General features: G+C 34.1%; 12 protein-coding genes. All 12 read left to right on the forward strand.

What is annotated here, in order from left to right; all coding sequences use genetic code 11:
• Window positions 1–2,353 (forward strand): gliding motility-associated C-terminal domain-containing protein (locus EV144_RS19420; RefSeq protein ID WP_134150818.1); only part of this gene is annotated, 2,353 nt, incomplete at its 5' end.
• A gap of 49 nt (window positions 2,354–2,402) precedes the next feature.
• Entirely contained in the window at window positions 2,403–3,314 is a 912-nt protein-coding gene (locus tag EV144_RS19425) for a type IX secretion system membrane protein PorP/SprF (RefSeq protein WP_134150819.1), read from the forward strand.
• 11 nt (window positions 3,315–3,325) lie between these two features.
• Window positions 3,326–5,332, forward strand: coding sequence for an OmpA family protein (locus EV144_RS19430; RefSeq protein ID WP_134150820.1), 2,007 nt, complete (start codon window positions 3,326–3,328; stop codon window positions 5,330–5,332).
• Window positions 5,333–5,590: 258 nt separating this feature from the next.
• The gene (locus tag EV144_RS19435) at window positions 5,591–6,016 is read left to right on the forward strand and encodes a CBS domain-containing protein (protein ID WP_134150821.1); all 426 of its coding nucleotides are present in this window, start codon (window positions 5,591–5,593) and stop codon (window positions 6,014–6,016) included.
• Between the two features lie 157 nt (window positions 6,017–6,173).
• Window positions 6,174–8,465 (forward strand): NADP-dependent malic enzyme, encoded by a 2,292-nt coding sequence (locus tag EV144_RS19440; protein ID WP_134150822.1) that lies wholly within the window; start codon window positions 6,174–6,176, stop codon window positions 8,463–8,465.
• Window positions 8,466–8,540: 75 nt separating this feature from the next.
• Entirely contained in the window at window positions 8,541–9,122 is a 582-nt protein-coding gene (gene ruvA, locus EV144_RS19445) for a Holliday junction branch migration protein RuvA (protein WP_134150823.1), read from the forward strand.
• A 26-nt stretch (window positions 9,123–9,148) separates the two neighbouring features.
• On the forward strand, window positions 9,149–16,354 hold the full coding sequence (gene sprA / locus EV144_RS19450; protein ID WP_134150824.1) for a cell surface protein SprA: 7,206 nt from the start codon (window positions 9,149–9,151) through the stop codon (window positions 16,352–16,354).
• A gap of 85 nt (window positions 16,355–16,439) precedes the next feature.
• Window positions 16,440–16,820 (forward strand): glycine cleavage system protein GcvH, encoded by a 381-nt coding sequence (gene gcvH / locus EV144_RS19455; protein ID WP_134150825.1) that lies wholly within the window; start codon window positions 16,440–16,442, stop codon window positions 16,818–16,820.
• The gene (locus EV144_RS19460) at window positions 16,813–17,205 is read left to right on the forward strand and encodes a VanZ family protein (protein WP_134150826.1); all 393 of its coding nucleotides are present in this window, start codon (window positions 16,813–16,815) and stop codon (window positions 17,203–17,205) included. The genes gcvH and EV144_RS19460 overlap by 8 nt, the downstream gene beginning before the upstream one ends.
• A gap of 114 nt (window positions 17,206–17,319) precedes the next feature.
• Window positions 17,320–18,063 (forward strand): deoxyribose-phosphate aldolase, encoded by a 744-nt coding sequence (gene deoC / locus EV144_RS19465; RefSeq protein WP_134150827.1) that lies wholly within the window; start codon window positions 17,320–17,322, stop codon window positions 18,061–18,063.
• 18 nt (window positions 18,064–18,081) lie between these two features.
• Window positions 18,082–20,205, forward strand: coding sequence for an energy transducer TonB (locus EV144_RS19470; protein ID WP_134150828.1), 2,124 nt, complete (start codon window positions 18,082–18,084; stop codon window positions 20,203–20,205).
• Window positions 20,206–20,361: 156 nt separating this feature from the next.
• Entirely contained in the window at window positions 20,362–21,264 is a 903-nt protein-coding gene (gene cyoE / locus EV144_RS19475; RefSeq protein ID WP_134150829.1) for a heme o synthase, read from the forward strand.
• Window positions 21,265–21,267 lie beyond the last annotated feature (3 nt).

Genomic DNA, 21,267 nt, shown 5'->3' on the forward strand with positions numbered 1-21,267 from the left:
AGGGACTTACACCCTTACATACTCGATCTGTGATAAGACCAATATATCAAACTGCAGTACGGCTTCGGTTACTCTAACAGTAAACGCGCCTGCAGTGATACTGCCAGTTATTATTGCAGTAACGGAGAATTTAGGTCCAATCAATGGAACAATTGGAGGAACTACAACGTCATTAATTGCCGGAGATACTCTAAACGGAGTACAAGCTGTAATTGGTTCAGGTGTAGGACAAGTTACCTTATCAGGAACTGCCCCAGCAGGACTTACAATTAATGCAGACGGTACTATAAAAGTAGATGTAAATACACCTATTGGTAATTATCCTGTAACATATACAATCTGTGATAATGATCATCTTTTAACAAACTGTGCAACTGTAACTAGTTATGTTGCAGTAACTGGAGCTGCTTTAGTATTAGTAGATGATACAGCTGGTCCGGTAGCAGGTGTTGATCATCCGGTAAATGTTGTAAACGTTCTTACAAACGATACCAAAAACGGATTACCAATTACGGCTAATGATGTTAAACTTTCTGAATCAATTGCAGATCCAAAAGGATATTTAACTTTAAATCCAGATGGAACAGTAATTTTAAAAGAAAATGCTCCAGCAGGATCTTATGAATTAACATATCAAGTTTGCGAATTAAACACGACAAATTGTGCAACAGCCACTGTTAAAGTAGAAGTAGTTGAGCCAACAATGACTGTAACAGCTAACAGTTACTGTTCAAACAATGTGCCTTATGTATCTTATAATGTTGCGGCAGATAATTTCGCACCAAATAATTTACTAACCATAAAATGGATTGACAGTGATAATAATGTAGTGTTAACTCAAACTGATTTACCATTAAGCGGTAACATCTTATGGCCAGGTGCGACAATTGATACCAATGGAAAAGGAACAGATTGGCCAGGATGGGTATTGACAAATGGAAAATGGACAGAAGGTGTTGACGGATTCGAGAAAACTAAACCAGCAGTTACAATGCAGTTTTCATTAAACCCAACAGTTAATGTTTTAGTTTCTTATCCAGCATCAACATCAGGTTGTAACGCAAGACCAACATTTACGATAAAAGCAAATGATGATATTACAGGTCCGATAGATACAACAAAAGGAGTTAGTACTTCACTAAATATATTTGCTAATGACGAATTAAATACATTACCAATTGTACCAGCCAATATTGCGCTGACTACTGTTATACCAAATGCTAATTTGATTCTAAACGCAGACGGATCTGTTGATGTAAAAGCACAAACTCCATCTGGAACGTATCAATTAACGTATCAAATTTGTGATCTGTCAAGTAGTTCATCAAACTGCAGTCAGGCAATTGTAAAAGTTACGGTTGTGAATAGCGTGATAACATTGCCAAATACAATTGTAGCAACAAATGATGGCGTAATTAGTGTTGACGGAATTAATGGTTCACTTGAATTCATCAATGTTTTAGACAACGATTTATTCAACGGAGGAGCAGTTAATCCAATTGATGTAACGATTTCAAACACACCGGCAAATTCTCATTTTGAGTTCAATGCTGACGGAACTGTAAATGTAAAACCGAATACACCAGCAGGAAATTACGCATTAACGTATCAGATTTGCGAAAAAGCAAGTGGATCTAATTGTGCAACAGCAGTATTAAATGTCTTTGTAGAAGTTCCTTCAATTGCAATTATTAAAACAGCGGTATTTAATGATGAAAACGGAAGCGGCGTTGCAAATGCAGGAGAAACAATTACGTACAAATTTACAGTTACGAATACAGGAAATGTTCCGTTAACCGGAATTACAGTTACAGATCCGTTAACCGGAGTTGTACTTTCTGGACAAGCAATAAGCTTAGATGTAAACGAATCTAATGACAGCAACTTTACTGCACAATACAAAATAACACAAGCAGATATTAACCGAGGAAATGTTAGTAATCAGGCAACTGTTAAGGGTAAAAGTGAAAAAGGAGTTGTCGTAGAAGATGAATCAGACGATTCGAGTAATTCAGGAGACAAACCAACAGTTTTAGATCTAAACGGTTGTGTAATCAAAGTCTTTAATGCATTCTCACCAAATGGAGATAGTAAAAACACAAGATTCTACATTCAAGGTTTAGAATGTTATCCTGAGAACACAGTCGAAATTTATAACCGTTGGGGAGTTTTAGTCTTTGATATGGATCATTATAATAATGAAGACAAAGCGTTTAAAGGATTCTCTGAAGGTCGTGCAACCGTTAAACAATCAGACGGACTACCGGTAGGAACGTATTTTTATATTCTTAAATACAAAGACAGTGATTCTAACCCGCATGAATTAACAGGTTATTTATACGTTAACAAATAAAAATGATATACGGCTTAGTGATAAGCTAAGCCGTTTAAAAGTTTATAAAATGAAAAAATTAATTTTAGTTTTCATGTTTTTTTCGATTGTGTGTTCTGCGCAGCAAGATTCGCAGTTTACACAATACATGTATAACACAATCGAAATAAATCCGGCGTATGCTGGCTCGCGCGGCGTGTTAAGTGTTTTTGGGTTGTATCGTACACAATGGATTGGACTTGACGGAGCGCCAGAAACAAGTACTTTTTCGTTAAACACACCTCTAAACAACAGTAGTTTAGGTTTGGGAGTTTCTTTGGTAAACGATAAAATCGGGCCAACAAACGAAAATACCTTGTCGGCAGATTTGTCTTATACCGTTCCAACATCAGAAAGCTTCGATCTTTCTTTCGGAATAAAAGCAACAGCAAATCTTTTCAATCTAGATGTAAGCAAATTGAGTTTTGAAAACCAGGACGATCCGCAGTTTCAGGACTTAAACAATAAACTTACACCAAACATTGGAGCAGGTATATACTGGCATTCAGAGAAAATGTATTTAGGATTATCCGTTCCAAATTTTATCGAAACCAATCGTTACGATGACAATGATACCGCCATTTTCAAAGAAAAAATAAACTATTATTTCATGGCTGGTTACGTATTCAATCTGGATCATTTAGAATACATAAAATTCAAACCGGCATTATTAACAAAAATGGTAGAAGGAGCACCTTTGCAAATAGATGTTTCGGGTAACTTTATGTTTAATGATAAATTTGTTGTTGGTCTGGCTTATCGCTGGAGCGCATCAGTTAGTGCAATGGCAGGTTTTCAGGTTTCAAAAGGGATGTACATAGGATACGGTTACGATCATGAAACCACCAATTTACAGAAATACAATTCAGGATCACATGAGATTTTCCTTCGTTTTGACTTCTTCAGAAATGCAGGCAAACTTACATCACCAAGATTCTTTTAATTGATTTAAATATGAAAATTAAAAATTTAGCTTATTCCTTTTTATTCACTTGCTTATTTTTTAATGCAAATGCCCAAACAGCAAGCATAAAAAGTGCAGATAAAAAGTACGATAATTACGCTTACGCGGATGCTATAAAAGCGTATGAAAAATTAGTAGAGAAAGGATCAAAAGACGAAAAAGTATTGCAAAGACTTGGTAATTCCTATTATTATATTGGAGAACTAAAACAAGCTTTACAATATTACGATCAATTATTTTTAGTCAATGAGGATCAGGAAGCAGATTATTTATACAAATATTCGCAATGCTTAAGATCAGACGGAAACTATAATAAAGCAGATCAGATTTTAGAAAAATTCAGTCAAAAAGCACCTTTAGATAAAAGAGCAATTTTGTTTTTAAAGAACAAAAGCTATTTAGAAGATATTAAATTAAATTCGGGGCGATTTGAAATAGCCGATGCGGGAATTAATTCTAAGGGTTCTGATTACGGAAGCGCAATTCTAGACAATAAATTAGTTTTTACCTCTGCCCGTGATACTGGCGGAATCGTTAAAAAGAATTTTAAGTGGACTAATAAAGCGATTTCAACTTTATATACAGTCGATTTAAATGCAGACGGAAGCATTGGCGAACCTAAATTTTTTCATAAAAAGAATTTGGCTGTCAATTTTAATCAGTCAACTCCAGTTTTTACAAAAGACGGAAGAACGATGTATTTTACCAGAAACAATTCTGTAGATGGTAAAAGAAGAGAGAACGAAAATAAAATTACTTTTTTAAAGCTTTACAAAGCAACTCTAATAGATGGCGAATGGAAAGAAGTACAAGAACTTCCATTCAATAGTGACGAATATAGTGTGGCGCATCCAGCATTAAGCATAGACGAAAAAACATTATATTTTGCATCAGACATGCCGGGAACACTTGGTCTTTCTGATTTGTTTAAAGTAAGTATAATGCCTGACGGAACTTTCGGGAAACCGGAAAATTTAGGAACAGAAATTAATACTGAAGGAAGAGAAACGTTTCCTTTTATTTCTGACGAAAATGAACTTTACTTTGCAAGCGACGGACGTCCGGGCTTGGGCGGACTTGATGTGTATGTTTCAAAAATAGACAATCAAGGTTTGTTTGAAGAAGTAGAAAATGTTGGAGAACCTATAAACAGTAAACAAGACGATTTTGCTTTTATGATTAACAGCAAAAACAGAAACGGTTTCTTCTCTTCGAATAGAACAAACGGTCATGGACTTGATGATGTTTATCGATTTACCGAAATCCGCAAATTAATTTGTGAGCAAGATTTATTAGGTACAATTACAGATTCTGAAACCAAAGAAGTTCTTGCAGGCGTAAATTTAATTTTGTTTGATGAAGCTGGTCAAACTACTTTAGAAACAGTTTCAGATCAAAACGGGAATTATATTTTTCCAAAGGTAAAATGTGGTAAAAAATATGCCATTAAAACCTCAAAAGCAAATTATGATATAAAGCAGATCCTTCCAGTAGTAATAAAAAAAGGAGCAGGAACAACCACCTTAATGATTGCTTTAGATAAAAAAGTAGTGCCTATTGCAGCCAAAGCCGCGGTAGTAAAAACACTAAAGATTAATGCTGTAAAAGTAAAACCTATAGCAGTTGGAACAGATTTGGCAAAATTATTAAATCTCCCGATGAACTTTTTTGATTTAGGTAAAGCTACTATTAAAAAAACATCAGAGCCCCAATTGCAGAAAGTAGTAGATTTATTAAAACAATATCCAGCAATAAAATTAGATATTCGTTCGCATACAGACAGCCGACAATCAGATGCGAGCAATATGATTCTATCCGAAAAAAGAGCACAATCAACCAAAAGCTGGCTAGTTCAGAAAGGTATTGATGAAAGCCGATTAACTGCTAAAGGATACGGAGAAACACAATTGATAAACAGATGTGCCGATGGTGTAAAATGTACTGAAAAAGAACATCAGGAAAACCGAAGAAGCGAATTTATCATTACAGACTTGTAAAAAAATAATATTTTAAAAAAGCCCTTTTCTAAACTTTTAGAAAAGGGCTTTTTTAGTTTCGTTCTTTATTTTAAATCTTAAAAGTGTGTGTTTTCTGTAAAAAAGCCATAAAAAAGCCTGCTTTATTAGCAGAAAAATCTTAAAATTTACAATAAGCTGTATTATATTTAAAATGAGTGAGTTATGTTTTAAAAAATCGATTTCGTAGCAGATTATATGCAATTTTTTATAACTTTATAATCCTAAAATTTTTCAGCTATGACAGTAAATCAAATTTTAAACACAAAAGGAAAAAATGTTTATTCAGTACTTCCATCAAATACAGTGTATGAAGCACTAAAAGTAATGGGAGAGAAAAACATCGGTGCAATTCTAGTTATAGAAGAGAAAGAGCTTAAAGGAATTTTGTCTGAAAGAGATTATGCTCGAAAAATTGTTTTAAAAGACAAATCATCAAAAGAAACCTCTGTACACGAAATCATGGAAAGTACGGTTTTTACGGTGACATTAGCAGATAATCTTGATTCCTGCATGGAACTTATGAGCACAAAAAGAATCAGACACTTACCTGTTATAGAAGATGGAATTGTGGTGGGAATTATTTCTATAAGCGATGTCGTTAAAGCAATAATAGAGCTGCAAAAAGATACAATTCAGCATCTTAATTCTTATATTTCTCAATAAAAGAAATTCAAAAAAACTACGCATTATAAGATAGTCCAATGTAATTTGGACTATTTTTTAATTCCCTTAATTGTTATTTTAGGAAAAGAAAGCGTTAAAATCATACCTTTTTAAACCAAGACTTATATCTTTGTAAGCTAGAATAAAAGCTAAAACAATGAGTAAAGACAGTAAAAGAGAAGAGGCATTATTATATCATTCTAAGCCAACTCCAGGAAAAATTCAAGTAGTTCCAACAAAGAAATATGCGACTCAAAGAGATTTATCGCTTGCATATTCGCCAGGTGTTGCAGAACCGTGTTTAGAGATCGAAAAAAATATTGAAGACGTTTATAAATATACAGCAAAAGGAAATTTAGTAGCTGTGATTTCAAACGGTACAGCTGTTTTAGGACTTGGAGATATTGGACCGGAAGCTTCAAAGCCAGTAATGGAAGGAAAAGGTTTATTGTTTAAAATCTTCTCAGACATTGATGTTTTTGATATCGAAATCGGAACAAAAGATGTAGAAGAATTTATTCAGACTGTAAAAAATATTGCACCAACTTTTGGAGGAATTAATCTGGAAGATATTAAAGCACCAGAATCTTTTGAAATCGAAAGAAGATTGGTAGAAGAATTGGATATTCCGGTAATGCACGACGATCAGCACGGAACAGCAATTATTTCTTCTGCAGCTTTAATCAATGCGCTTGAATTAGCCGGAAAAAAAGCCGAAGATATTAAAATGGTAGTTTCTGGTGCAGGATCTGCTGCAATTGCCTGTACAGATTTATATGTATTATTAGGCGTAAAAGTTGAAAATATTTTGATGTTTAATAGTAAAGGACTTTTAACAAAAGACAATCCTTCATTATCTGAACTTCAATTAAAATATGCTGTAAACGGTCCTTCTCAAACTTTAGCAGAAGCCGTAAACGGTGCTGACGTTTTCATCGGATTATCATCAGGAAATATTTTATCCCCAGAAATGTTATTGACAATGAAAGCGAATCCGATTGTATTTGCAATGGCAAATCCAAATCCGGAAATCGATTATAATTTAGCTGTAGAAACTCGTAAAGACGTAATTATGGCTACAGGACGTTCTGATTTTCCTAATCAGGTAAACAACGTTTTAGGTTTTCCATACATTTTTAGAGGAGCTTTAGACGTAAGAGCTACAAAAATTAACGAAGCAATGAAAATGGCTGCTGTAAAAGCATTAGCTATTTTGGCGAAAGAACCAGTTCCAGAACAAGTAAACGTAGCTTACGGAGCAACCAAATTAGGATTTGGACAGGAATATATTATTCCGAAACCATTTGACCCTAGATTGATAACGATTGTAGCACCTGCAGTTGCAAAAGCAGCAATGGAATCTGGAGTTGCAAAAAATCCTATTACAGACTGGGCAGCTTATGAAGATGTGCTTCGCGAACGTATGGGTAATGATAATAAAATGGTTCGTTTGATGACTAACCGCGCAAAACTAGATCCTAAAAGAGTTGTTTTTGCCGAAGCAGATCAGTTAAATGTTCTAAAAGCAGCACAAATTGTTCATGAAGATGGTATCGGTTTTCCAATTTTACTAGGAGATAAAGAAACGATCTTAGAACTAAAAAAAGAATTAGGTTTTGATGCAGAAGTAGAAATCATTGATCCTAAAACAACAGAAGAAGCAGCAAGACGAAATAAATTTGCCAATTCGTACTGGACTACAAGAGAAAGAAGAGGAGTTTCTTTACTTGATGCACAGAAATTCATGCGCGAAAGAAATTATTTTGCTGCAATGATGGTGAATGAAGGCGAAGCAGATGCTTTGGTAACAGGATATTCCAGAAGTTATCCAAGTGTTGTAAAACCAATGTTACAATTGATAGATAAGGCACAAGGAGCTTCCTTAGTTGCAACAGCCAACATGATGATGACTTCTCGTGGACCGATGTTCTTATCAGATACAGCAATCAACATAAATCCTTCGGCACAGGACTTAATCAATATTGCAATTATGACGGCAAAAACGGCAAAAATGTTTGGAGTTGAGCCTGTTATAGCAATGGTTTCGTTTTCTAATTTTGGTTCATCAACCAGCGAAAGCGCATCAAAAGTAAGAGAAGCAGTAGCTTATTTACATAAAAATCATCCTGATATGATTGTTGATGGTGAGATTCAGGCAGATTTTGCGTTAAACCCAGAAATGCTTCAGGAGAAATTTCCTTTTTCTAAATTAGCAGGAAAAAAAGTAAACACATTGATTTTCCCTAACTTAGAGTCAGCAAACATTACCTATAAATTGCTTAAAGAATTATACAAAGTAAACTCAATTGGTCCAATTATGATGGGTATGGGTAAACCAGTTCACATCTTTCAATTAGGAGCAAGTGTAGAAGAAATGGTAAATATGGCAGCAATTGCTGTTATTGATGCTCAGGAAAAAGAAATCAAAAAGAATAAAGTGGTCAAATAAAAGTAAGTAAGAATTGCTTAAAATTGTCTTAATTTTATTGCATTTTTGCTATATTTGACACTTATAAAATACATTATGATAGCACATTTGCAAGGAAAATTAGTGGAGAAAAACCCTACTGAAGTCGTAATTGATTGTAATGGAGTTGGTTATCATGTAAATATCTCGTTACATACCTTTTCATTAATTCCAAATGCAGAAAATATAAAATTGTATACGCATCTTCAAATCAAAGAAGATGCGCATACTTTATTTGGTTTTGTAGAAAAATCAGAACGTGAGATTTTTAGAATGTTGTTGTCTGTTTCCGGAATTGGTGCAAACATTGCCAGAACAATGTTATCTTCAATAGAACCTAAACAAATAATAAACGCCATTGCATCTGGAGATGTAGGTATTATTCAGTCAATCAAGGGGATAGGAAACAAAACAGCGCAGCGAGTTATACTTGATTTAAAAGAAAAAGTACTTAAACTGTATGATTTAGATGAAGTTTCTGTAGTGCTAAACAATAGAAACCGAGATGAAGCGTTATCTGCTTTAGAAGTTTTAGGATTTATTCGAAAAACTTCTGAAAAAGTTGTCGAAAAGATCGTCAAAGAAGATCCGGAAGCATCTGTAGAAACAATCATCAAAAAGGCTTTAAAAAGTTTATAGACTCACTTTAATATAAAAGAAATTGTATGCGTAAAATTTGTATTTTGTTGCTGGTTTTGTTCTGCGGTAATGTTTTACATTCCCAAGTAAATCCATCGGCTCAAGACACAACAAAAACAAGTTTTTCTACAGGTAAACTAGAGCTCCAAAATCCGCCAAGCATCCTTTCAGCATACAAATACGATCCCATTACAGATCGATATATTTACACCAAATCAGTCGATGGTTTTTCGATCGATTATCCTATTATCTTAACACCACAGGAATACGAAAATTTAGTTCTGAAAGAATCAAGAAGAGATTATTTCAGAAAAAAATCAGATGCAATTGATGGTAAAAAGAAAGGAAGTGAAGCTGCAAAAAAAGATTTACTGCCTCGTTACTACATCAACTCAAGTCTTTTTGAAAGTATCTTTGGAAGCAATACAATAGATGTAAAGCCTACAGGATCAGTAGAAATGGACTTAGGAATGCGTTATACCAAACAAGATAATCCGTCTTTTTCTCCCAGAAACAGATCCAGCTTAACCTTTGATTTTGATCAGAGAATCAGTATGAGTTTAATGGGTAAAGTAGGAACACGTTTAGAGGTAAACGCCAATTACGATACACAATCTACATTCGCATTTCAAAATTTATTTAAGCTTGCTTATACACCTTCAGAAGATGATATTATTCAAAAAGTTGAAGTTGGTAACGTAAGTATGCCGCTAAACAGTACACTTATTCGTGGTGCTCAAAGTTTATTTGGTGTAAAAACACAACTGCAATTTGGTAAAACAACTATCACAGGTGTATTTTCAGAACAGAAGTCTCAAACCAAGAGTATAGTTGCAGAAGGTGGCGGAACCGTACAAAACTTTGATTTGTATGCTTTGGACTATGATAATGACCGACATTTCTTCTTATCACAGTATTTTAGAAATAAATACGATGCATCATTAAGAAATTATCCTTTAATAGACAGCCGTGTTCAAATTACCAGAATAGAAGTTTGGGTAACCAATAAACAAAATCGTGTTTCTACAAACAATAATAACTTAAGAAATATTATTGCGCTTCAGGATTTAGGTGAAAGTCAGGTTACAGGTATTCCAGACAATCAAGTTGTGGTTATTAGTAATACAACAGGATTTTTTAGTAATCCGATAGATTCTCCAACAGACAATAATAATAATAAATACGATCCGGAAGCAATAGGTAAACCAGGGTCATTTTTAAACTCTAATATTAGAGAAATTGTAACTGCAAAATCTGGATTTAATAATACGAATGTCAGCGAAGCTTCAGATTATTCTGTTCTTGAAAATGCTAGAAAGTTAACTACAAACGAATATACTTTTAATGCTCAATTAGGATACATCTCTTTGCAGCAGCGTTTGGCAAATGATGAAATTTTAGCAGTTGCTTACGAGTATACTTCTGGAGGAAAAGTGTATCAGGTTGGTGAATTTGGAAGTGACGGTGTTGATGCAACTGTAGTAACAGGAAACAACAATGCCAATCAGGCTATTATTACACAAAGTTTAGTTTTAAAAATGCTGAAAAGCAATTTGACAAATGTTCAAAATCCAGTTTGGAATTTGATGATGAAAAACGTTTATCAAATCCCGCAAGCGTATCAAATTAAACAAGACGATTTCAGATTAAATATTCTTTATACAGATCCTTCACCGATCAATTATATTACACCAGTTACCGGAACTACATTTCCTGCAAATCCTGCGCCAGATAGTAAAGTAGATCAAACACCATTATTAAATGTCTTTAATTTAGATCGTTTAAATTACAATAACGATCCACAAGTTGGGGGAGACGGTTTCTTCGATTACATTCCGGGTATAACTGTAGACGTTCAAAACGGGCGTGTTATATTTACGACCAAAGAACCTTTTGGAGAACTTTTATTTAAGAAATTACAAAATACAGGATCAGCCGAAAATTACGATGATCCTAATACTTATAATCCAAACCAGCAGAAATACGTGTTTAGAAACATGTATAGAAATACACAATCTGGAGCTTTACAAGACAGTGATAAGAACAAATTCTTATTAAGAGGAAAATACAAATCATCTGGAAGTAACGGAATACCAATCGGTGCATTTAATGTGCCTCAAGGATCTGTTGTAGTAATGGCAGCCGGAAGAAGATTAGTAGAAGGAATTGATTACAGCGTAGATTATCAATTAGGGCGAGTTCAGATTCTGGATCCTTCACTACAAGCCTCAAATACACCAATTGAAGTTTCCTTAGAAAACAATTCAATTTTTGGGCAGCAGACCAGAAGATTTATGGGTTTCAATATCGAACATAAAATTTCGGATAAATTTATTGTCGGTGGTACTTATTTAAAAATGACAGAAAGACCATTTACTCAAAAATCGAGTTATGGACAGGAATCTGTAAACAATACTATTTTTGGTTTTAACGGAACGTATTCAACGGAAGTTCCATTCTTAACCAGATTGGTTAATAAATTACCAAACATCGATACAGATGTTCCTTCTAATCTTTCTATTAGAGGAGAAATTGCTTTCTTAAAACCAGATGCGCCAAAAGCAAGTGATTTTGATGGAGAAGCCACTATTTATGTTGATGATTTCGAGGGTTCGCAGACTACAATAGATATGAGATCGGCTTATGCATGGAGTTTAGCTTCTACGCCATTTTTAAATTCTATAAATGACAATACTTTTAATGCCAATTCCAACACATTAGAATACGGTTACAAACGTGCAAAATTATCCTGGTACACTATTGATCCTGTTTTTTATTCTTCAAAACCATCAGGAATTTCCAACGATGATTTGTCATTAAATACAACAAGAAGAGTTTACAGTAGAGAACTTTATCCAAATACAGATATTGCGCAAGGTCAGATTCAGGTAATTAACACACTAGATTTAAGTTATTATCCATCAGACAGAGGGCCGTATAATAATAATCCGAATTTTAGTTCAACTAATCCAGCCAGTAATTTTGGAGGAATCATGCGTGCATTAAATTCAACCAATTTTGAGCAGGGAAATGTAGAATATATCCAATTCTGGGTACTTGACCCTTATGTTGGAAATGGAGAAGCACAACCAAGTAATACGGGTAAAATTTACTTCAACTTAGGGGAGCTTTCAGAAGATGTATTAAAAGACGGAAGAAAACAATACGAAAACGGATTAGGACCAGATCAGGTTTTAGTAAATCCGCAGCCGCTTTGGGGAGATGTTCCGGCATCACAATCTTTAATTTATGCGTTTGATACCAATCCCGACAATCGTAAAAATCAAGATATTGGTTTAGACGGTCTTCCAGACTCTAAAGAGGGAGCAGTTTATACAAATTATGCTGGAGAAGAAGATCCTGCTGCAGATAACTACAAGTATTATCTAAATACAGACGGAGGAGTCTTAGATCGTTATAAAAAATATAATGGAGTAGAAGGAAACTCTGCCGTAAGTGTAGATGATCCTAACAGAGGTTCTACAACGCTTCCAGACGTTGAAGATATTAATCGTGACAACACGATGAATACTATTAATGCATATTACGAATACAGCATTGATCTAAAACCGGGAATGCAGGTGGGTCAAAACTATGTTACAGATATTCGTGAAGTAAGCAATGTTGAACTGCCAAACGGAAGTTCAACAAATGCAAGATGGATTCAATTTAAAATTCCGGTTTCACAACCTCAAAATACAATTGGTAATATTACAGATTTTAGATCGATTCGTTTCATGCGTATGTTTATGACTGGTTTTAACGATCAGATGACCGTTCGTTTTGGAGCTTTGGATTTAGTAAGAGGAGAGTGGAGAAGATATACAGGAACGCTTGACGCCAACGATACAAACCCAGATGATGACGGAGTTGAGTTTGATGTAGCAGCAGTAAACATTCAGGAAAACAGTACAAAATGTCCGGTAAATTATGTAATTCCGCCGGGCGTTCAAAGAGAGCAATTGTACAATAACAATACAATTATCAATCAAAATGAGCAGGCATTAGCAGTACGAGTAGGCGGATCAGGTTTAGAATTTAGAGATTCAAGAGCTGTCTTTAAAAACGTAAGTGTTGATATGCGTCAGTACAAAAAATTAAAAATGTTTCTTCACGCTGAATCTTTACCTAACGAAGTTGCTTTGTTAGATGACGAAATGGTAGGATTTATTCGTTTTGGAAATGACTTTACGCAGAACTTTTACGAAGTCGAAATTCCATTAAAAGTGACAAGAACCGGAGGTTCATGTACCATTGCTGCAGATCAGGTATGGCTGGAAGATAACAATATTGATTTGGCACTTGAATTATTGACCAAAATGAAAATTCAGGCCATGAATATTGATATCAATTCAGACAGGCGCGATATAAATGGTATTTATTATCCAGATGATGATTTGGCTTTAAGCGGTGGAGATGGCGACAGTAGATTGAGATTAGGTATAAAGGGAAATCCTAACTTTGGTCTGGTGCGAAATTTAATGGTTGGGGTAAAAAGCAGGGCCGATCATAAAGATATAAAAGGAGAAGTTTGGTTTAATGAGCTTCGTATGTCTGATTTGGATAATAAAGGAGGTATGGCAGCATTGTTAAATGTTGACACTAACATGGCTGATTTTGCTACAGTTTCCGCCTCTGGTAAAAAGAGTACAATTGGTTTTGGATCTTTAGAACAAGGGGCTAACGAAAGAGATCGTGAAGATATTCAGCAGTATAATATTGTTACCAATCTTAATTTAGGTAAATTATTACCGCACAAATGGGGAATCAATGTGCCTTTTAATTATGCCATTGGAGAAGAAGTTATTACGCCAGAATACGATCCTTTTAATCAAGATATAAAATTGGATCAGTTAATTAGAGAAACTACCGATCCAGCAGAAAAAGAAAATATTAGAACGCGTGCAATTGATTATACAAAAAGAAAAAGTATCAATTTTATTGGCGTTAGAAAAGACAGAGCGCCAGAGCAAAAACCGCATGTTTATGATGTAGAAAATTTTACTTTTTCTCAATCATACAATCAGGTAGAAAGACATGATTATGAAGTCGCGTCTTATGATGATGAGCAGTCTAATTCGTCTGTTAATTATGCGTACACTTTTCAGCCAAAAGAAGTAGTTCCTTTCAAGAAGAATAAGTTCATGAAAAAGAGCGAATATTGGAAAATGCTTAGTGATATTAATTTTAATTATTTGCCGTCGAATATATCTTTTAATACCAATATTTTAAGACAAAGCAACCGTCAGGAATACAGACAAGTTGATGTAGAAGGAATTGGTATCGATCCTCTTTACAGACGAAATTTTGCATTTAATTATCAATATGGTTTTGGATTTAACTTAACAAAATCATTAAAATTAAATTATACAGCAGCGTCTAATAATATCGTGAGAAACTTCTTGAATGCTGATGATACGCCAAAAGAAGATTTTAATATTTGGGATGACTATTTTGATATCGGAACACCAAACCAGCACTTACAGCAATTAGTGTTGAATTATGAAATTCCGATTAATAAAATTCCAATTTTTAGTTTTGTAAAAGCAAGTTATTCGTACACGGCTGATTATAGCTGGCAGCGTTCCTCTACGGCACTTTCACAATATGTTGAAGATGGTGTAACTTGGGATTTAGGAAATACAATTCAGAACGCAAATTCGAATACGCTGACTACAACTTTCAATATGAATATGCTGTATAAGTATTTAGGGTTAACTCCTGGAGCAAAAACAAAAGCAAAAGGAAAGCCGGCAGCACCGCCAAAACCAGGTGAGAAAATTGTAAATACAGCAAAACCAGTTACCAGCAGTAATCCATTTTATGATGGTCTGATTGGTGTTTTAACCAGTGTAAAAAACATACAGGTTAATTACACTGAAAACAGCGGAACAGTTTTACCTGGTTATACACCAAGTATTGGTTTCTTCGGAACATCAAAACCAACATTAGGCTTTATTTTTGGTAGTCAGGACGATGTACGTTATGAAGCTGCTAAAAATGGCTGGCTGACCGATTACCAAAATTTCAATCAAAACTTTACGCAGACAGAAAATAAATTATTGAAAGTTACCGCTAATATTGATTTGTTTCCAGATTTTAAAATCGATCTGAATATGGATCGTTCTTATTCTGAAAACTCTTCAGAGCAATATAGTGTTGATCCTGTAAGCAGTGAATATCATGCATTATCTCCTTATACTTATGGAATGTTCTCGATTTCAACGGTGTTAATTAAAACAGCATTTTCTACGAGTAGCGCAACAGAATCTTCTGCATTTGATGAATTTAGAAGCAATCGTTTAGTTATTGCAGATCGTTTGGCACTAGAGCGCTACGGATCTGAAGCTGCAATTCCTCGATATGGAGATGTGAATAATCCAATTCCGGCAGAAACAGATGCTAATTATGCTTTGTATGTTGCCAATCAGGGATATCCAATAGGATATACAAAAAGTAATCAGGCTGTTTTGCTTCCTTCTTTCTTGGCAGCTTATACAGGAAGTGATGCTTCGGGTAGTTCGACAAGTATTTTTAGAAGTTTCCCTATTCCGAACTGGAGTGTTAAGTACAACGGTTTGATGCGATATAAATTTTTCAAAGATAAATTCAAGCGTTTTTCATTACAGCATAATTATAGAGCATCTTATACCATTAATCAATTTAGATCTAATTTTGATTTTATCGAAAATCCAAACGGACAGGATGTAAACACGAATTTCTATAATAAAACGATCATGTCAAACGTCAATTTAGTAGAGCAGTTTAGTCCGCTTATCCGAGTAGATTTTGAGTTGAAAAGTTCATTACGTTTATTGACCGAGATTAAAAAAGACAGAGCATTGTCAATGAGTTTTGATAATAACCTGCTTACAGAAGTAAAAGGTGTTGAGTATGTTGTTGGTTTAGGATATCGTTTTAAAGATGTTATTTTCTCATCAAGACTTGCAGACAACCCAACGGGAATTATTAAAAGTGATATTAACATAAAAGCGGATTTCTCATATAGAAATAATGAGACATTAGTACGTTATTTAGATTATGATAATAATCAATTGGCTGCAGGGCAAAATATCTGGTCACTGAAACTTACTGCTGATTATTCATTTAGTAAAAACCTGACGGCAATATTTTATTACGATCATTCGTTCTCAAAAGCAGTGATTTCGACATCATTTCCTTTAACGAATATTAGATCAGGATTCACATTACGTTATAACTTCGGAAATTAATTTTGAGTTTCTAAACTAGATTTCATTAGAAGATTATTACATTTGTGTCTTAAATTTTAAATTATCAATTTTCAAACATACAATTATGAGCATACCAGCAAATTTAAAGTACACAAAAGATCATGAATGGGTTAGCATCGAAGGAGATGTTGCAACCGTAGGAATTACTCATTTTGCTCAAAAAGAGTTAGGAGATATCGTGTATGTTGAAGTAGAAACTTTAGATCAGACACTTGATAAAGACGAGGTTTTTGGAACGGTTGAAGCTGTAAAAACAGTTTCGGATTTGTTCTTGCCTTTGACAGGAGAAATCATTGAATTTAATGAAAGCTTAGAAAGTGCACCGGAAACAGTTAATTCTGATCCTTACGGAGCTGGATGGATGATTAAAATAAAAATCGCTAATGCATCTGAAATAGATTCTCTATTATCTGACGAAGCTTATAAAGAACTTATCGGTGCCTAAACTATTATTGCTTTGCTGGGCAATTATATGTTCTGGTATTATTACTTATTTTTGTTTAACAGATTCGAGTAACATTCCAGCCGTAGATTTTCCAAGCATTGATAAAATCGTACATTTTTGTTTTCATTTTGGATTTACAATTTCCTGGATTTTGTTTTTCAAAAAAGAACTAAAAGGAATTGAAGCTAACGATTATAAAGCATACCTGATTTCGTTTATATTTTCTGTTTTTTTTGGAATTACAATCGAAATCTTACAAAGTGTTTTTACAACTACAAGATCGGCAGATGTGACTGATGTTTTAGCCAACACAATCGGAGCTACAACGGGTGTTTTTACAGCAATAGCTTTTAAGAAGCTGATAGATAAAATTATAAAATTATAAATTCCCACTTAGGTGGGTTTTTTTATGGTTAAAAAAGACCAAGCATTAGTAAAGAATGCTTGTTTTCTGAATTTATAATGTATTTTTGTGGCAATTCGAAGAAACTTCAAAATTATGAATGTTAAGCCATACTTAGATTCAACATATTTAAAAACGGCATCTCAAGCCGGACTTTCAGAAGCAGAGAATACAATTGTAGTTAAAAATGCAATTGCGGAGGCTGTTGAGGAAGGTTTTAAGTTGATTATGATTCGGCCTGAACATGTTAGTTTAGCAAAGAAGATGATTTTGGATGCTGATTCTAATTTACTTGTTGGCACCGTGATAGATTTCCCTGAAGGAAAATCTAATTTAGAAAGTAAAATCAAAGAAGCAAACGAAGCGATCGAAAATGGTGCAGATGATTTAGATTTTGTCTGCAATTATGAAGCTTTCAAAAATGGAGACACTGCATTAATAAAACAAGAAATCTTAATCGGAACACAAATTGGCTTAGCTAATAATAAAACAGTAAAATGGATTATTGAAGTTGCAGCTTTGAGTGATAAAGAAATTATTCAGCTTTCGGCTTTGATAAAAAATGTTGTGCTGTCGAATTTTAAAGAAGAAGATTATGCTTCTGTTTTTGTAAAATCATCTACAGGTTTTTATAAAACCCAAAATGGTCTGCCAAACGGAGCTACAATTCCTGCTATTACAATAATGCTTGAAAATGCATCACCTTTGTCTGTAAAAGCAGCAGGCGGAGTTAGATCATACGAAGATGCCGTTGAAATGATTAATCTGGGCGTGAAGCGCATCGGAACTTCGGCAGCAAAAGCAATTGCAGGAGGAGAAAATACCACAAATCAATATTAAATAAAAACCAAAATCTACGTGAACAAGCTTTTATTATCATTAACTTTTACCTTGTCATTCTTATTTGCTTATTCGCAGCAAAATGGAACTTCTTCAATTACGCCAAGTTTTACAGCAGAACAATTTCCGGTTTTTCCAAATTGCGAAAATCTGCAGGCAAAAGATTTAGAAAATTGTTTCTATAAAGAAGTTCAGGATTTTGTGTTTAATAATTTTCAAATCCCTCAAAACGTAAAGCAAAACAATTATAAAGGTGCTGTTAAGGTGCTTTTTGAAGTTGATGCTGAAGGACAATTTAAAGTTATTTACGTTAATGCAATAAATGATGAATTGTCTGAAGAAGCAAAACGCGTATTTGCAAAATTTGATAAAATAAAGCCGTCAACCTACAACGGAAAACCAACCTACTCAAAATATACAATCTCAATTGATATTCCGTTAAAAAGTGCCGACCAGCTTGCAGCTGAAGCTTTGGCACAAGCCGAAATTTTAAAACCAGAACAAAAACCAATGACAGAATTGGATAGTATTGTATACAAGAAATACACCAATCCAGAATTTGAAAGTCATTTAAACATTCCTTTTTCACACAGTTATTATGCGCAATTTGATGGTGCAATGAATCAGGTTGGAAGTAATAATCATACCGCTTCTAAACCTTATACTTATGCTGAGGTTTCAAAATATTATAACTTAAAAGCAGTAAATGAATCGTTGAAGAAAAAGACTTCAAGTTGGCTGGGAAGAAAGTGGTGGAACGAAAATATGGTTCAGATTCAAGGCGAAGATTATTGGTTTACCCTAAATCCGATTGTTGATTTGCAAATGGGTAAAGCCTCAGATATTGACGCATCTTACACTTACGTGAATACTAGAGCCCTGAATTTTAGAGGAGGTTTAGGAAAACAGATTAATTTTACGACTACATTTTATGAAAGTCAGGGAAGATTTGCGGGTTACTTTAATAATTATGCAGAATCTATAAAACCTTCTGGTGGAAATCCGGCTATTGTTCCAGGAATTGGAATCGCAAAAGGATTTAAAACAGACGCCTATGATTTTCCTTTGGCAGATGCAAATATCACATTTTCTCCAAGTAAAATATTTGATTTGCAATTAGGTTACGGGAAAAATTTTATTGGAGACGGTTATAGATCTTTATTAGAAGGAGACGGAGCAAGTCCGTATCCGTATTTTAAAATCAATACCACTTTTTGGAAATTAAAATATACAAATACTTATATGTGGCTTAAGGATGTTCGTCCGGATGTTACAGCAGAGAAAACGTATGCCACAAAATTTATGGCAAATCATTATTTAAGCTGGAATGTTTCGAATAAGTTGAACTTAGGTTTCTTTGAATCTGTAGTCTGGACAGATACTAATAATAGAGGATTTGATGTTAATTTTGTAAATCCAATTATTTTTTACCGTGCGGTAGAGTTTGGTTCTTCTTCTAAAAGCGGAAATGCACTTTTAGGGATTACAGGAAAATACAAATGGAACAATAGTATCAATTTGTATTCTCAGTTTTTAATTGATGAATTTTCGGTATCTGATGTAAAAGCGGGCGATAAAAGCTGGAAAAATAAATTTGGTTTACAAGTTGGAGCAAAATACTTCAATGCTTTTAAAGTGAAAGATTTATTGGTACAGGTAGAATATAACCATGTAAGACCTTATGTGTATTCGCATAGTGAGATAATTACAAATTATGGGCACAACAATCAGAGTATGGGGCACCAGTGGGGAGGAAATTTTGAAGAATTAGTAGTGATTTCACGTTACCACGTAGGACGTCTTTTTGCCGATGCTAAATTTACAATTGGAACCAGAGGACTGGATTTTGATACGGCGCAAGACAGTTTTAATTATGGTGGAAATATTTATAAAGATTATGATGAAAAACGCCCTTATGATAAAGGTGTAAAAGTAGGTCAGGGAAATAAAACCAGTATTTTTATCGCAGATATTCAGGCTGGATACTTGATTAATCCGATGACAAATTTAAAATTCTTTGGAAGTTTTCTTTATAGAAACTTTGATCCGACACAAAATACAGCAACAACTTTTAAGCAAAGCACCACTTGGTTTACGATAGGACTTCGTTCAGATGTTTTTAATTGGTATTTTGATTACTAGTTTTTAATAAGATTTTTCGAAATAATAGTGTTAAAGATGTGCAAGTTGTTGTTTTATCAAGGTTTATTGAAAAAAATCTAAATTTATAGTTCCAGATTCTACAATCTAATTTGTACATTTGCACCACTCAAAAAAAACATACAAACAACAAACGTGTTGAACGCTGCAAAAAATACATTTTCACTAAAATCAATATTTCTAGATTTCAAAGAGATTACTAAAGCTGGTTTAGCCATTAGCGTTTTGTTTTCTTCTATTGCAGGATATTTATTAGGTGTTAATGACGAACATCCTTTTCAATGGAGCGTTTTGCTGGTATTGTCAATTGGAGGATATTGCATGGTTGGAGCTTCAAATGCTTTTAATCAGGTAATAGAAAAAGATATCGATTCTTTAATGGATCGTACTAAAAACCGTCCAGTTCCTTCAGGACGTATGTCGCCAAAAATGGCTTTGTTTGTGGCTAGTCTGCTTACAATTATTGGTATTACATTATTGTATACCATAAATGCAAAGTCGGCAATGTTTGCTGCGATTTCAATATTCTTATATACAAGTATTTATACGCCTTTAAAAACAGTAACCTCTTTATCTGTTTTTGTCGGTGCTTTTCCGGGCGCAATCCCATTTATGTTAGGTTGGGTTGCAGCGACAGGAGAATTTGGTATCGAGGCAGGAACATTATTTTTAATTCAGTTTTTCTGGCAGTTTCCCCACTTCTGGGCTATCGGATGGTTTTTGTATGAAGACTATGAGAAAGCTGGAATCTTTATGCTTCCTACAGGAAAAAAAGATAAAGGAACTGCATTGCAGGTAATTTTATATACAATTTGGCTGATAATAGCATCTTTATTACCGGTTTTAGGATATACAGGGCAATTGTTTATTTCGCCAATTGCAGCAATTTTGGTGTTCTTATTAGGATTATGGATGTTGTTTTATGCCGTGCGTTTGTATCAATTGCGAACTGCAAAAGCAGCAAGAACATTAATGTTGGTAAGCGTGTCTTATATTTCATTACTGCAGATTGTATTTATAATAGATAAATTTTTAAGATAGTTA

This window comes from Flavobacterium sp. 270 (assembly GCF_004368785.1).
GTDB lineage: Bacteria > Bacteroidota > Bacteroidia > Flavobacteriales > Flavobacteriaceae > Flavobacterium.